The sequence below is a fragment of the Nocardia terpenica genome, from assembly GCF_013186535.1.
Classification (GTDB): Bacteria; Actinomycetota; Actinomycetes; order Mycobacteriales; family Mycobacteriaceae; genus Nocardia; species Nocardia terpenica.
In genome coordinates, this window is the sequence record NZ_JABMCZ010000004.1 from 392,074 (window position 1) to 406,884 (window position 14,811).

Sequence of the window (14,811 nt, forward strand, 5' to 3'; positions counted from 1 at the left end):
GTTGGTTAGCGGAAGCAACTGGATTTATCCTGGGTGAGTTAGTGAACGTTTGTTTGGTGATTTGGGGGTTCCCATGCCCGAGACCGTGCCCACCTTCCCGATGCCGCGGGCCGCGCGGTGCCCGTTCGACCCGCCGCCGCAGCTGCGCGAGGTCGACGACGTCAGCCGGGTGCAGATCTGGAACGGCGAAACGCCGTGGCTGATCACCGGTTACGACCATCTGCGAACCATGCTGTCCGACCAGCGATTCAGCGCCGACAACCGCCGGGACGGGTATCCGCACCAGTCCGAGTCGGTGCAGTCGCGACGCAAGACCAACCGCTCGTTCATCGCGATGGACGATCCCGAGCACGACCGACACCGGCGAATGCTCACCCGCAACTTCATGATCAAGCGGGTGGCGGCGCTGCGGCCGCAGGTGCAGCGGATCGTCGACGAGCTCATCGACGACATGCTCGCCGGGCCGACACCGGCGGACCTGGTCACCGCGTTGGCGCTGCCGGTGCCCTCGCTGGTGATCTGCCAGCTGCTCGGCGTGCCGTACGCCGACCACGACTTCTTCCAGGCGTGCAGCAAGAAGCTCATCTCGCGGGAGACCCCGATCGACGAGGCGGTGGCCGCCAGCGAGGAGCTGCGCTCGTACCTGCTGGATCTCATTGCGGCGAAGCAGAAGACGCCGACCGACGACATGATCGGCGGGTTGGTCGCCGGGCAGCTGGCCAACGGTGAGCTGACCGTCGGCGAGATCGCCGACATGAGCGTGCTGATGCTGATCGCCGGGCACGAGACCACCGCGAACATGATCGCGCTGGGCACCCTGGCGCTGCTGGAACATCCGGACCAGCTCGCCGAGCTGCGCGACACCGACGACCCGAAGCTGATCGCGAACGCGGTCGAGGAGCTGCTGCGGTATCTGAGCATCGTGCACGGCGGCCGCCGCCGGGTGGCCACCGAGGACATCGAGATCGGCGGGCGGCTGATCCGCGCGGGCGAGGGTGTCATCCTGGCCACCGACGCCGCCAACCGCGACGGTGCCGCGTTCCCCGATCCGGATCGCCTGGACATCCATCGGGAGGCGCGCCACCACGTGGCCTTCGGCTACGGCGTGCACCAGTGCCTGGGCCAGCCGCTGGCCCGGATGGAATTGCAGGTCGTGTACGGCACCCTGTATCGGCGGATACCCACGCTGCGGCTGGCGATTCCGTTCGAGGATCTGCGGTTCAAACACGACATGATCGTGTACGGCGTCCACTCGCTCCCCGTCTCCTGGTAAGGATCGAAGTCATGAAGGTTGTTGTGGATCAGGACAAGTGCGTCGGCGCCGGACAGTGCGTGCTGCTCGCCCCGGACGTGTTCGACCAGCGCGACGAGGACGGCATCGTGGTGCTGCTGCAAGCGAATCCGCCCGCCGAGCTGCACGACGACGTGCGGCAGGCGGCGCGGGTGTGCCCGGCGCTGGCGATCGAGCTGGACGAGTCGTGATCGCGGTCGTCGGCGCCTCGGCCGCGGGCCTGACCGCGGCCCAGGCGCTGCGCCGGGAGGGTTACGAGGGCCCGCTCACCGTCATCGGCGACGAGGACCGGATGCCATACGACCGGCCGCCGCTGTCCAAGCAGATCCTCTCCGGCGCTTGGGAACCGGAGCGCGCGGCGCTGCCCGCGGCGGTGGCGGCGGACTGGCTGCTCGGCGTGCGCGCCACCGGACTGGACCTGGCCGGGCACCGGCTGACGCTGTCCACCGGCGACAGCCTCGGCTACGACAAGCTGGTGATCGCCACCGGTGTCACGCCGCGGCGGTTGCCGTTCGGGCGGTGTCTCGCCGGCGTGCACGTGCTGCGGACGATGGCGGATGCGTTGGCGTTCAAGGCGGACCTGTCGGCGTCGCGGTCGGTGGTGATCGTCGGGGCCGGGTTCCTGGGCTGCGAGGTGGCCGCCGTCGCCCGCGGGCTCGGCGCGGACGTCACCGTGGTCGACCCGCTGCCCGCGCCGATGGTCCGCCAGTTCGGCCCGTGGGTGGGCGACTCGATCGCGAAGCTGCACGCCGATCACGGGGTGCGCATGCGCCTCGGCCTCGGCGTCACCGGGCTGACCGGTGCGGGGCGGGTCGAGGGCGTCGAGCTGGCCGACGGCACGGTGGCGCCCGCGGACGTGGTGCTCGTCGCCATCGGTGCGGTGCCGAACACGCGGTGGCTGGCGGGCAGCGGACTGTCGCTGACCGACGGCGTCGACACCGACGCGCTGTGCCGGGCCGCGCCCGATGTGGTCGCCGCCGGGGATGTCGCCTCGTGGTCGCATCCGGTGTCCGGCAAGCGAATTCGGGTCGAGCACCGGATGAACGCCACCGAGCAGGGCATGGCCGCGGCGCGCACGCTGCTCGGCAAGGGTGAGCCGTACGCGCCGGTGCCGTACTTCTGGACCGATCAGTACGACGTCCGGATTCAGGCGTACGGCACGTTCCCGGCGGGGGCGGCGCACACCGTCGCCGCCGGGGAGGTCGGCGCGGGTCGGTTCGCGGCGCTGTTCGCGCACGGCGGCCGGATCACCGGGGTCCTCGGCTGGAATCTGCCGCGCGACACCCGGCTGCTCCGCGCCAGAATCGGCGAGCCCGCGTAGCGCATCGGCTGCGGCGCTAGGTCGCCTGGCTCACCGAGGACATGTGGAAGTCGGGGATTCGCAACGGGGGCATGGCCGCTCGGGTGAACCAGTCGCCCCACTCGCGGGGCAGCGTGGTCGAGGTGGTTCCGGCCTCGGTGGTCCGGCGCAGCAGGTCCAGGGGGCTCTCGTTGAAGCGGAAGTTGTTGACCGCGGCGGTGACCTCGCCGTTCTCGATGAGGTAGACGCCGTCGCGGGTGAGGCCGGTGAGCAGCAGCGAGGTCGGGTCGACCATGCGGATGTACCACAGGCAGGTGAGCAGCAGGCCGCGGTCGGTGCGGGCGATCATGTCGTCCAGGGAGGCGTCCGCGCCGCCGGTCATCACCAGGTTGTCGCCCGGGGCCGCGACGGGCGCGCCGAATTCGGCGGCGTCGGCGCGGGTGTACATGAGCGCGTCGATCACGCCCTCGCGCAGGTAGTCCACCCGCCGGGCGGGCAGGCCGTTGTCGAAGACCGACAGGGTCTCCGAGGAGGTCGCGGCCGCGACGAACGGGCGATAGGCCAGCCCGGGGGCGGTCGGATCGGTGTAGAGGGTGAGCGGAATATCGGTGAGCCGCTCGCCGATTCGGGTGCCGCCCGCGCGGGAGAACGCGTTGTGGCCCTCCTGCGCGCCGCGGCCCTCCATCGTCCACGACATGTAGATCATGAAGTCGGCCACCGCCGATGGCGGCAGCAGCGTCTCGTAGCGACCGGCGGGCAGGTCCACGCGGCGCTTGCTCCAGTCCAGGCGGCGGTTCAGCTCGGACAGCAGGGCGGGGGTGTCGACATCGGTGAAGTCGACGGTGCTCACGCCCACCCAGGCGCTGGCGAGATCGGTTGCCTCGCCGCGCTTCGCGTTGATCTCCACCGAACCGGTCGGCTGGGTCCAGCGGCGGCGGATGCCGGTGGAGGTGCCCAGCCAGGTGGTGTGCAGCCGGTGGTGGGCGAAGCCGTAGAGCCGGTCGGCGGCGTCGAAGCCGGTGGCCAGATCGCGGGCCAGGTCGGTGAACGCCTCGACGCCGGTGGCGGCGGGCGGGGTGGCCCAGTCGACGTCGCCGTGCGCGTCGGAGGTGGACGGATGCAGCAGCGGCATGGCGTCGCGGGCCGGTTCGGCGGTGCGGGCGGCCTCCTCGCTGGCGCGCACCACCGCCTCCACCTCGTCCGGGTCGACGCTGGTGGAACTGACGCTGCCCACGCGCGCGCCCGCGCGGTCGCGGATGATCGAGATCACCGACCACTCCCGCGACACCGAGGATCCGTTGGTGGTCATGGAGTTTCCGGCCCAGCGCAGCGACGCCTCGTGCGCGTCGACGACGATCACCATCGCCTCGTCGACGCGCGAGGCCGCCAGGGCGAGCTCGACCACCTCGCCACCGTGTAGCACCGTCACTGCCCGGCCTCCGTCCGAGTATTGAGAATATTGACCCCGCGCACCAGCACCGACGGGCAACCGTGGCTGACCGCGGCCACCTGCCCAGGTTGGGCCTTGCCGCAGTTGAACGCGCCGCCCAGCACCCAGGTGGACGGGCCACCGACCGCCTCCATCGAACCCCAGAAGTCGGTGGTGGTGGCCTGGTAGGCGACATCGCGGAGCTGACCGGCCAACCGCCCGTTGCGGATTCGGAAGAACCGCTGCCCGGTGAACTGGAAGTTGTAGCGCTGCATGTCGATCGACCACGACTTGTCGCCGACGATGTAGATGCCGTCCTCGACGCGGGAGATGAGCTCCTCGGTCGTGGTGTCGCGCTGGGGGTCCGGTTGCAGCGACACGTTCGCCATGCGCTGGATGGGCACGTGGTGGGCGGAGTCGGCGTAGGAGCAGCCGTTGGAGCGGTCCAGGCCCAGCCGCGGCGCGAACGCCCGGTCGAGCTGATAGCCGACCAGGACGCCGTCGCGGATCAGGTCCCAGCGCTGCCCGGCCACGCCCTCGTCGTCGAAACCGACGGTGGCCAGGCCGAATTCCTGGGTGCGGTCGCCGGTGACGTGCATGACCGGCGTGCCGTACCGCAGGGTGCCGAGCTGGTCCGGGGTGGCGAACGAGGTGCCCGCGTAGGCGGATTCGTAGCCGATGGCGCGGTCGTATTCGGTGGCGTGGCCGATGGATTCGTGGATGGTGAGCCACAGGTTCGACGGATCGATGACCAGGTCGGTGGGGCCCGGTGCGACCGTCGGGGCTTTCACCTTCTCGGCCAGCCACTCCGGGATCCGCGCGAGTTCGCCGTCCCAGTCCCAGCGGCCGTCGGCGCCGGTGACGTACTCCCAGCCGCGGCCCGCCGGGGCGGCGAGGGTGCGCATGGTCTCGAAGGCGCCCGCGGCCGGATCGACCGTGGTCGCCTCCAGCTGCGGATGCAGGCGCACCCGCTGCTGGGTGATGGTCGAGCCCGCGGTGTCGGCGTAGTAGGTCTGCTCCTTGACCTGCAGCACCGTCGCCGTCACGTGGTCGACGCCGGCGGCGGCCGACAGGCGCTGCGAATAGTCCTGCAGCAGCGCCACTTTCTCCGGGGTGGGGACCTCGAACGGGTCGATGTCGTAGGCCGACACCCACTGCGCGTCGCGGTAGACCGGTTCGGCGGCCAGCTCCACCCGCTCCCGGTTGAGCGCCCGCAGGGTGGTCGCGACGGTCACCGCGCGGCGCGCCACCTCGGCGGCGGTCGCGGGGGACAGGTCGGCGTGCGAGGCGAAACCCCAGGTGCCGTCGACGATCACGCGGACCGCGAAGCCCAGATCGGTGGCATTGCGCACCGCCTCGACCCGGCCGTCGCGCACGCGGATGGACTGCTGCACCAGCCGGTGCACGCGCAGGTCGGCATGGTCGGCGCCGGCGGCGCGCGCGGCGCTCAGCGCGGCATCGGCGAGCGCGGACAGCGGTAGCGCGCGGAACTGTTCGTCCACGACCCGGGATGCGATGCTCACCCGGAACACGCTAATTGTTCATGATCGAGTCGATCAACATCATTGGGGTGCAGGACTAGGGGGACGGAAGGCCTTGCGACTCACCGCGACACGCCGTGCATATTTGCATCGACTGCAAACATGCACGATATGCGGCATGGCACGGGGTGAACGGCGCGCAGCGACACGCTGCCTGCCGGATATTTGCCGATTCATGCCGTACTGTCTGCCCGCGTGCCGCCATCCGCTCTCCGAGACCGCAAGCGTGAACGCACTCGCCGCGCCCTGCTCCAGGCCGCGGTCGAGATGTTCGAAAGCCGTGGCTACGAGGCGACCACCGTCGCCGACATCGCCGCGGCCGCCGAGGTGGGCACGCGGACGTTCTTCAACTACTTCGAGAGCAAAGAGGAACTGCTGTTCCCCGAGCCCGACGAGCGGGTGCGGGCCGCGGTGCACGCCATCGCCACCCGCCGCCCGGACGAGCGGCCCGTCGAGGTGCTGCTGCGGGCGTTGCGCGCGGCCGGTGACAATCCCGGCGACCACATCGGCGACGACCTGGCGGCCCGCATCGCGGTGCTGCGCGCGCAGGTATCGCGGACGGTGCCCGCGGTGAGCGGGCGCGCCGCGCACGCCCAGCTGGCCGCGCAGCAGGAGATCGCCCGGCACTTACGCGTGGCCTTCCCCGACGAGCTGGACGAGGTCGGCGCCGCCGCGCTGGTCGGCGCCGTGGTCGGCGCGGTCTCGGGCGCCCTGACCGTGCTGTTCTCCGGCCGCCAGGGGATCGAGGACGGAGAACGGTTGCAGCGCAAGATTCGTGAGACCACCTCGCGAGTCCTCGCCCCCTGGCTGGCCGCGAACCCGACGCACTCGATCCAGACCATCCGCCACCGGCCGGAGCACCTACCCGCCGAGGTCCGCTGCTAGGGATTTCGTCATCCCGGCGTGGTCGATCTCATGGTCCCGGCGTGCTTTTGGCCGGGACCTAACCGAACTGCTGCCAGCCGAGGCGAACGACCATGGCCGTCACGACAACCAGCAGGACCGCGCGCACGAATCCCGCCCCGCGGGCCAGCGCCATGCGCGAACCGACCACCGCGCCCAGCACATTCGCGACGGCCATGGCCGCGCCGAGGGCCCACAGGATGTGGCCCGTCGCGCCGAGCAGGATGAGCGCGCCGAGGTTGGAGCCGCAGTTGATCACCTTCGCCATGGCGGCCGCGCGGACGAATTCGGTGCCGAGCAGGGTGGCGAAGGTGATGATGAGGAAGGTGCCGGTGCCCGGGCCGAGCAGGCCGTCGTAGCAGCCGATGAGCCCGGCGGCCAGCGCGATCACCAGCATCGTCTTGCGCCGGGCGGGCGGATGGGTGGCCATGGTGCGGCCGAGCGAGGGGCGCAGCGTGACGAAGATCGCGACCCCGACCAGCACCACCATCACGATCGGAACGAAGTACCGGCGGTCGATGAGCGCGACCGCCGCCGCACCCGCCCCGGCCGTGACCGCGGCGATGGCCGCGCCCGGCAGCAGCAGCCGCCACCGCATCGGCACCTTGCGGGCGAAGGTGACGGTGGCGGCGGAGGTGCCGCAGAAGGCGGCAATCTTGTTGGTGCCCAGGGCCGTCTGCGGCGCGAGCGTGGGCGCCACCAGTAACAGGGTCGGCAGAATGATCAACCCGCCGCCGCCCACCACCGCATCGACCCATCCGGCGGCGGTCGCCGCGGCCAGCAAGACCGCCCAGTCTGCGAAACTCACTCCGGGGAGACAATCAGACCGGGGATCGCCTCGGCAAATCCGTATCGCCGCCGAATAGGCTGGGCGGATGCGTCGTTTCAGTCTGTGGCTACGCGGCAAACCCCTGGTGCCCGACTCGGCGCTGGCCCTGGTGCTGTTGCTGCTCGACCTGCTGGACCTCGGCGGCAAACACCAACTCGTACCGCAGCTGGTGCTGGGCGTGCTCGTTCCGCTGCCGGTGATCTGGCGGCGGGTCTACCCGCGGGCCGCCGCGCTGGGACTGCTGGCGGCGTCGATCACGGCATCGCTGACCGGGTACACGGTCGGCGAGGAGATCCAGCCCCCGGCGCTGGTGGCGCTGGGCATCATGCTCTACACCCTGGTCGCCTACGTCGGCCGCCGCGACGGACTGATCTATCTGGCGGGGCTGGCGATCGACGCGTCGCTGGTCGTGGTGGTGGGGGAGCAGCCGTTCCTGCTCACCGTGGCGTTCGTGACCCTGTTCTACGCGCTGTGCTGGTCGCTGGCGGAGTTCGTCGGCGCGCGACACGCCTACGACGCGGAGGTCGCCGCCCGGCTGGCCGTCGCCGACTACGACCGCGATCGCAGTGCGCACGAGGCGGTTTCGGCCGAGCGCACCCGCATCGCCCGCGAGCTGCACGATATCGTCGCGCACGCGGTGAGCGTCATGATCGTGCAGGCCGACGGCGCGAAATACGCACTGCGCCAGGACCCCGACAGCGCGGAGAAGGCGCTGATCACCATCGCGGGCACCGGCCGCGAGGCGCTGCGCGAACTGCGCCGCACGGTGGCGCTGCTGCGCACCGAGCACGCCTCCGAACAGCTGCCGCAGCACGGGACCGCGGGCCTGGCGAAGATCGTGGAGATGATGCGCAGCGCCGGGCTCGCCGTGGAACTGGAGCTGACCGGTGAGCTCGACGAGGTGGCGCCCGAGGTCAGCCTCGGCGTGCATCGCATCGTGCAGGAGTCGCTGACCAATACCTTCCGCCACGCCGGACCCGACCCGTGCGCCTGGGTGCGGGTGCGCCGCCGCGAGACCGATGTGCTGGTGGAGGTGACCGATCGCGGCGTGGCCGCCGCACCCGACGGACTCGCCGACGAGCCCGTCCGCACCCGCATCCGGGGCAGCGGCCTGGGACTGGTCGGCATGCGGGAACGCATTGCCGTGCTGGGCGGGACGCTGGAGGCCGGGCGGCGGCCGGAGGGCGGCTGGCGGGTGCGCGCCACGATTCCGCTGGTGCGATACGGCGCTCCCGGGGACGGATCGTTAGATTGTTGAGCGTGCCGATCACCGTTCTCGTCGTGGACGACCAGGAATTGATGCGGGCCGGGCTGAAGATGGTGCTCGGCGCGCACCCGGACATGGAGGTCGTCGGGGAGGCCGACAACGGTGCGGCGGCGGTGCAGCGGGCGCGGGAGCTGACCCCCGATGTGGTGCTGATGGATGTGCGCATGCCGGTCGTCGACGGCGTCACCGCCACCGGGCAGATCCTCGAATCCGGGTGCGGCAGCAGGGTTCTCGTGATGACCACTTTCGACCTGGACGAGCACGCGCTGGGCGCGCTGCGGGCCGGGGCCAGCGGCTTCCTGCTCAAGGACACGCCGCCGGAGGATCTGATCTCGGCCATTCGCAGCGTGGCGGCCGGGGATGCGGTGGTGTCGCCGAAGGTGACCAAGCGGCTGCTGGACCGGCTGATCGCCGACGCCCCCGCCGAGATGCGCGACCCGTCGGTGCTGGATGTGCTCACCGCGCGCGAGCGCGAGGTGCTCGAGCAGATCGCGGCCGGGCGCTCCAACGCGGAGATCGCCCGGGAGTTATTCCTGTCCGAGGCGACGGTGAAAACGCATGTGGGCCGGGTGCTCACCAAGCTCGGGCTGCGCGACCGGGTGCAGGCGGTGGTGCTGGCCTACGAGACCGGGCTGGTCCGGCCGGGGGCCTGATTCTCAGACACCGCTCAGCCGGACTCGGGAGAAATCCGGGCGGCGCGGACGTTGACCGGAGTAGATAGGTGTCGAAAGGATCGTCATGCCCGCCCTGCTGTTCGTCCTCTACCTGGTCGTCGAGATCGCCGCGCTGGTGGTGGTCGGGCACCTCATCGGTGCCGTGGCGACGATCCTGCTGCTCATCGCCGGATCCGGCCTCGGTCTGATGCTGGTTCGCTCGCAGGGCAGGCGGGTGTTCGACCAGTTCCGCCGCGCCTCCCGCGGCGAGATCCGCCCCGGCACCGCGGTCGCCGACGGCGCCCTGGTCACCGTCGGCGCGGTCCTGATGTTCGTCCCCGGCCTGGTCACCTCCGCGTTCGGCCTGCTGTTCCTGCTCCCCACCCGCGCCCTGCTCCGCCCCCTGGTTTCGGCCTTCGCCACCCGCCGCATCGACCGCCTGACCATGGCCGCCGGATACCACGGCGTGGTGGTCGACCCCGCGGGCGACGTGGTCGACGGCACGGTCGTGGGGCAGTACTACGACGACGGGCAGGGCACCGGCCACCGGATGATCGACGGGCACTGAGATCCACCACCCGCCGGTACGGCAGACTGGGGCGTCGTGAGTACGCAGTTGCTGGTCGGTGGTCGTGTTTACAGTTCCGGGTCGCCCGATGCCACGGCGATGGCGGTGACGGAGGGGACCGTGGTGTGGCTGGGGGCGGACGGGCCCGGGCGGGCGCTGTATCCGGATGCGGAGATCGTGGAGCTGGACGGGGCGTTCGTGGCGCCCGGGTTCGTGGACCCGCATGTGCACGTGACCTCGCTGGGGCTGCAGCTGATCGGGTTGGATCTGGCGGGGGCGGACTCGCTGGCCGAATGCCTGGAATTGGTGCGCGCACACGCCGCGGCGGCGGCCGAGGCCGTGATCATCGGGGAGGGCTGGGACGAGACGCGGTGGCCGGAGCGGCGGCCACCGACGGTCGCGGAGATCGATGCCGCCGTCGGGCCGGGGCGGGTCGCGTATCTCGTTCGGGCGGACGCGCATTCGGCGGTCGTGTCCACCGCGCTGCTGGATGCGGTGCCGGGGGTCGACGCGGCGGTCGGATTCACGCGCGGGGAACCGCTGCGCGCGCAGGCCCATCACCTGGTGCGCGCCGCCGCGCTGGACCGGCTCGACCGTGCCCATCGCGATCGGGCCCGCCGCGCCGCGCTCGACCATGCCGCGAGCCGGGGCGTGGTGGCCGTGCACGAATGCGCCGGGCCGCAGATCACCGGGCGCGCGGATGTGGCCGAGCTGCTGGAGTTCTCACACGGCGTGCAGGTGCGCGCCTACTGGGGCGAGGCGGTGCGCACCGCCGAGGAGGCCCGCGCCCTGGTCGCCGAGCTGGGCGTACACGGACTCGCCGGGGACCTGTTCGTCGACGGCTCGCTCGGCTCGCACACCGCGTGGCTGCGCGACCGCTACGCCGACCGCGACGGCACCGGCATCGGCTACCTCGACGCCGACACCGTGACCGCGCACATTCGCGCCTGCACCGAGGCCGGGATCCAGGCCGGGTTCCACGCCATCGGCGATGCCGCGATCGACGCCGTGGTGCAAGGGTTCTCGCGGGTCGCCGCCGAAGTGGGCGGCCCGGCGGTGGCCGCGCGCGGGCACCGCATCGAACACGCCGAACTCCTCGACGCCCGCCAGATCGCCGCCCTCGCCGAATACGGCGTGATCGCCAGCGTGCAACCGGGTTTCGACGCCGCCTGGGGCGGACCCGACGGCATGTACGCCGCCCGGCTCGGCGCCGAACGCGCCGCGGCCCTGAACCCGTTCGCCGCCATGGCTTCCGCGGGCATCTCGCTGGCCCTGGGCTCCGACGCCCCCGTCACCGCCCTCGAGCCCTGGGCGGCCGTGCGCGCCGCCGCTCACCACCGCACCCCCGGCCACCGGATCTCCCCCCGCGCCGCGTTCGCCGCCGCCACCCGCGGCGCCTGGCGCGCGGGCGGTGTCCGCGACGGCATCGCAGGCACCCTCGAGCCCGGCGCCCCCGCCTCCTACGCCGTCTGGGATGCCGCCGACCTGGTGGTCGCCGCCGCCTCGGACAAGGTCCAGCGCTGGTCCACCGACCCCCGCTCCCGGGTCCCGGGCCTGCCGCCCCTGGACCCGGGCGTCGAACTACCCCGCTGCCTGCGCACGGTGCATCGGGGAACCGTCATCTACGAGGCATAGCCCGGTCCCCGAGATCTCGCCCTCCGGCCTTGGCGCGCACCGGAATCCGGGCGCCTGGTCACCCCACCGCGCGGAACGACGACACGCGGTGGGGTGACCGATCGGCCTCCGGCACACGACAACTCGTGCGCTCGTGCCGATCTCGGATCGTCCGCATGCCCGATCAGGTGGTCGGCTCGCCGATGCCGCGTGCGTCGACGGGGTTGCGGCGGTTGACGATCAGGGGGTCGGACTTGGTGAACGGGAAGGCGGGCAGGTTGTCGATGGCGGTGTCGAACACCGCGGCGAGCACCTCGCGGGAGTAGGCGCTCAGCGAGGTGCGGTAGCCGATGTCGCCCGGGGTGGGCTGGTCGAAGAAGATGCAGAAGTGGATCTCGGGGGCATCGACGACCTCGATGTGATGGGGGAAGGCGCGTGGGATGAAGTACACGTCACCCTCTTTCAGATACCAGGTGTCGATGGTGCCGTCGGGATCCAGCACCGTCATGCGGGCATTGCCCCGGTGGACATAGCCCATCTCGGCGGTGACGGGATGCCAATGTGGTTCGCGCATCCCGTCCTCGCGGATCCGCAGCGAGTACATGGAAAGATCCTGCAGCGCGGGCCAGTACTGCACGCGCGCGGTCCGGGCCGAACCGACCGCCACGCCGACCGGCGGGCTCATCGCCTCCACCCCGAACTTGTGCGGGTCGTCGAAGTAGGCGGTGGCGGGCACATCGGGATCGCCCTGTCGCCGGGCCAGCGCCCGATCGCCCAGGTCGCGGCGGATTCCGGCGATGTCCGCGGCGTCGAGGTCGTAGGTGTTGCCCAGGACCGCGTCGGTCATCGCACCCAGGGCCGCGCCGAGCCCGAAGTCCTCGGGGCGCGCACTGCGGAAGGCGATGATGAATTCGGCGACGTCGGTGCCGATGTTCTCGATGTGGTGCAGCGCACCGGAATCGATGTGGAACATCTCGCCCGCGCGGACGACGAACGAGGCGAATTTGCTGCCGTTGTCGAGTACCGACACCAGCGCCGTCCCCGATACGCAGTAGGTGAGCTCGTTGGTGTCGGCGTGCCAGTGCGGCGTGCGCATCGCGCCCGGATTGATCAGCAGTCTCTTGATCGACATGCCGCGCAGAATGGGGAAGTTGTCGGCCGTCAGCCGCCGCAGGGATCCGAGCTCGGACTCCTCGACGATGTCTCCCTCCCACAGGGAGGCGGCGTGCCGGGTGGGTACCGCGTTGCGGGTGCTGCTCATATCGGTTCCTCCTGTCTCGCGTGCGGGCCAGGGACACCTGGACCAGTCTGCCCGCCAGGCGCCCACCCGGCACCTGCACCCCTAGACGAACCGTCCGGATTGTTCGGTCGACCCGGGCCGTGCGGGGTCGGCGGCTGTCCGTAGCATCGGTGCCGTGGTGAGCGGGACGGTGTGGGTGCGGTGACGACGGGGCAGAACGGTTCGGGTGGGCAGGGTCTGCCCCGGCGGTATCCGGTTCCGGCTCGCATGCTCGTCGCGATCCTCGCCGGGCTGTTGATCTTCGCCAGCTTCCCCCCGCGCACCTGCTGGTACCTCGCGCCCGTCGGTGTCGCGCTGCTCACCCTCGTCGTACGCGAACCGGGCAGGCTGCGAAGCGGATTCGGGTACGGGCTGCTGGCGGGGTTGGGGTTCTTCCTGCCGCTGCTGCCGTGGACGGGTATCTACGTCGGGCCGGTGCCGTGGCTGGCGTTGTCGGCGGTGTGCGCCGTGTACGTCGGATTGTTCGGGATGCTCGTGCGGGTGGTGGGGGGACTGCCGGGCTGGCCCGTGTGGGTGGCGGGGATGTGGACGCTCACCGAGTGGATACGCTCCAGCTTCCCGTTCGGCGGATTCCCTTGGGGGCGGCTGGCATTCGGGCAGGGGGACGGGTGGTATCTGCCGCTGGCGCAGGTGGCGGGGGCGCCGGGGCTGAGCTTCGCGGTGGCGCTGACCGGAACGGGGTTGGCGGCCTTGGTGGTTCGGCTGCGGGGGCGGCGGACGCCCAGGTGGCGGCTCGGAATTGCCACTGTCGCAATACTTGTGGCTAGTATTCCTCTTACCGGAGTGATCCTCCGGGCCGCGCTGCCCGCCCCGGACGGCGGTGACCGGCCGATCACGGTCGCCGCGATCCAGGGCAGCGTGCCGCGCCTGGGGCTCGACTTCAATGCCCAGCGCCGCGCCGTGCTCGACAATCACGTCCGCCGCACCGAGGAGCTCGCCCGCGCCATCGATGCCGGGCAGGCCGCGCAGCCGGATCTGGTGATCTGGCCGGAGAACTCCTCCGACATCGACCCGATCCGCAATGCCGACGCCGCCGCCGAGATCACCGCGGCCTCCGAGGACGTGCACGCGCCGATCCTGGTCGGCGCGGTCCTGGTCAACTCCGACGACACCACCACCAACTCGGTCATCGTCTGGAACGGCGCCGCGGGCCCGGGGGAGCGGCACGACAAGAAGATCATCCAGCCGTTCGGCGAGTACCTGCCCTACCGCGGCTTCTTCCGGCACTTCTCGCAATACGCCGACCGCGCAGGCTATTTCGTGCCCGGCCACGGCGACGGCGTGGTGCACGTGCCGACCGATCGCGGCGTCGTCGCCGTCGGCGTCGCCACCTGCTACGAGGTCGCCTTCGACCGCGCCTTCGAGGATTCGCTGCGGGCCGGCGCGCAGATCCTCACCGTGCCCACCAACAACGCCACCTTCGGCGACAGCGAGATGACCTACCAGCAGCTGGCCATGTCGCGCGTCCGCGCGGTGGAACACGGCCGCGCGCTGGTGGTCGCCGCCACCAGCGGGGTCAGCGCGATCATCACCGCGGACGGCGTGGTCCGGCAGCAGACGCCCAAGTTCGTGCCCGCCGCCCTGGAGGCGACGTTGCCGCTGCGCGGCGGCACCACCCTCGCCACCCGCCTGGGGCCGTGGCCGGAGCGTGTCGTGGGCGCGCTCGCCGCGATTGTTGTTGGCGCTGCGGCAATTCGGCGGCGAACGGCGCGGGCCGAGCGCGGCGCGGACACCGTCTCGCCGGGCGAACCGACCGGACGGTAGCGACCGCACCGCTATCCGATCCGATCCGGTGTCCGATTCTTGTCTCGGGGTGCTGGCGCGGCTCATAACGATTCGTGACACGACGCGGAGTTCGCCCGTTCGTAGCGCGATTTCGAGTAGTGTCCGTTTTTGCGACGCACTTCCGGATTCACCGTTCACTTCGCCCAGCTCAGAGACCTGCTACTGGATAGCGAATAGATAGCTGGCTAAAGCACCCATCCGGCAACGTCGTTCGAATTGAAACAACTCGCGATCACAACCGATCCGTCCGAGGCCAGGCTCCGAATCATAGGACGTGGATCGCGTCCTGCGGTCGGTGCGCGCGCACTCGCCGAGGTCCGCCGGTTCGCAG

The 14,811-nt window shown here is 71.1% G+C and carries 13 protein-coding genes; 9 read left to right on the forward strand and 4 right to left on the reverse strand.

Annotation, left to right across the window (positions count from 1 at the left end; translation table 11 throughout):
• The first annotated feature begins 73 nt into the window (after nucleotides 1-73).
• The 3 genes from HPY32_RS34575 to HPY32_RS34585 are packed head-to-tail and all read left to right on the forward strand — an operon-like array spanning nucleotide 74 to nucleotide 2,612.
• Nucleotides 74-1,273, forward strand: coding sequence for a cytochrome P450 (locus HPY32_RS34575; protein ID WP_067589437.1), 1,200 nt, complete (start codon nucleotides 74-76; stop codon nucleotides 1,271-1,273).
• Nucleotides 1,274-1,284: 11 nt separating this feature from the next.
• Nucleotides 1,285-1,482: a ferredoxin gene (locus tag HPY32_RS34580; RefSeq protein ID WP_067589434.1), complete on the forward strand. Its 198-nt coding sequence runs from the start codon at nucleotides 1,285-1,287 to the stop codon at nucleotides 1,480-1,482.
• Entirely contained in the window at nucleotides 1,479-2,612 is a 1,134-nt protein-coding gene (locus HPY32_RS34585; RefSeq protein WP_067589431.1) for an NAD(P)/FAD-dependent oxidoreductase, read from the forward strand. Before HPY32_RS34580 ends, HPY32_RS34585 begins: the two co-directional genes overlap by 4 nt.
• Nucleotides 2,613-2,628: 16 nt before the next feature.
• Here the strand turns inward: HPY32_RS34585 and HPY32_RS34590 are convergent, their stop codons facing one another.
• Nucleotides 2,629-4,014: a TldD/PmbA family protein gene (locus HPY32_RS34590; RefSeq protein WP_067595933.1), complete on the reverse strand. Its 1,386-nt coding sequence runs from the start codon at nucleotides 4,012-4,014 to the stop codon at nucleotides 2,629-2,631.
• A gap of 2 nt (nucleotides 4,015-4,016) precedes the next feature.
• Nucleotides 4,017-5,543 (reverse strand): TldD/PmbA family protein, encoded by a 1,527-nt coding sequence (locus HPY32_RS34595; RefSeq protein ID WP_067595934.1) that lies wholly within the window; start codon nucleotides 5,541-5,543, stop codon nucleotides 4,017-4,019.
• 213 nt (nucleotides 5,544-5,756) lie between these two features.
• Here HPY32_RS34595 and HPY32_RS34600 point away from each other — a divergent pair, with 213 nt between their 5' ends.
• Nucleotides 5,757-6,446 (forward strand): TetR/AcrR family transcriptional regulator, encoded by a 690-nt coding sequence (locus HPY32_RS34600; RefSeq protein WP_231951684.1) that lies wholly within the window; start codon nucleotides 5,757-5,759, stop codon nucleotides 6,444-6,446.
• A gap of 58 nt (nucleotides 6,447-6,504) precedes the next feature.
• Here the strand turns inward: HPY32_RS34600 and HPY32_RS34605 are convergent, their stop codons facing one another.
• Nucleotides 6,505-7,272 (reverse strand): TSUP family transporter, encoded by a 768-nt coding sequence (locus tag HPY32_RS34605; protein WP_067589428.1) that lies wholly within the window; start codon nucleotides 7,270-7,272, stop codon nucleotides 6,505-6,507.
• A gap of 67 nt (nucleotides 7,273-7,339) precedes the next feature.
• Between HPY32_RS34605 and HPY32_RS34610 the strand changes: the two genes are divergently transcribed.
• The 4 genes from HPY32_RS34610 (at nucleotide 7,340) to HPY32_RS34625 (ending at nucleotide 11,416) form a co-directional block, all read left to right on the forward strand.
• Nucleotides 7,340-8,551, forward strand: a complete 1,212-nt coding sequence (locus HPY32_RS34610; RefSeq protein WP_067589426.1) for a sensor histidine kinase — start codon at nucleotides 7,340-7,342, stop codon at nucleotides 8,549-8,551.
• Between the two features lie 2 nt (nucleotides 8,552-8,553).
• Nucleotides 8,554-9,213, forward strand: a complete 660-nt coding sequence (locus HPY32_RS34615; RefSeq protein ID WP_067589425.1) for a response regulator — start codon at nucleotides 8,554-8,556, stop codon at nucleotides 9,211-9,213.
• Nucleotides 9,214-9,298: 85 nt separating this feature from the next.
• Nucleotides 9,299-9,781, forward strand: coding sequence for an FxsA family protein (locus HPY32_RS34620; protein WP_067589423.1), 483 nt, complete (start codon nucleotides 9,299-9,301; stop codon nucleotides 9,779-9,781).
• A gap of 36 nt (nucleotides 9,782-9,817) precedes the next feature.
• The gene (locus HPY32_RS34625) at nucleotides 9,818-11,416 is read left to right on the forward strand and encodes an amidohydrolase (protein ID WP_067589420.1); all 1,599 of its coding nucleotides are present in this window, start codon (nucleotides 9,818-9,820) and stop codon (nucleotides 11,414-11,416) included.
• Nucleotides 11,417-11,579: 163 nt separating this feature from the next.
• On the opposite strand, the gene HPY32_RS34630 is transcribed toward HPY32_RS34625, so the two are convergent.
• The gene (locus tag HPY32_RS34630; protein ID WP_067589417.1) at nucleotides 11,580-12,656 is read right to left on the reverse strand and encodes a cupin domain-containing protein; all 1,077 of its coding nucleotides are present in this window, start codon (nucleotides 12,654-12,656) and stop codon (nucleotides 11,580-11,582) included.
• A gap of 246 nt (nucleotides 12,657-12,902) precedes the next feature.
• Here HPY32_RS34630 and lnt point away from each other — a divergent pair, with 246 nt between their 5' ends.
• The gene (lnt, locus tag HPY32_RS34635) at nucleotides 12,903-14,459 is read left to right on the forward strand and encodes an apolipoprotein N-acyltransferase (protein ID WP_067589414.1); all 1,557 of its coding nucleotides are present in this window, start codon (nucleotides 12,903-12,905) and stop codon (nucleotides 14,457-14,459) included.
• Nucleotides 14,460-14,811: the final 352 nt, after the last annotated feature.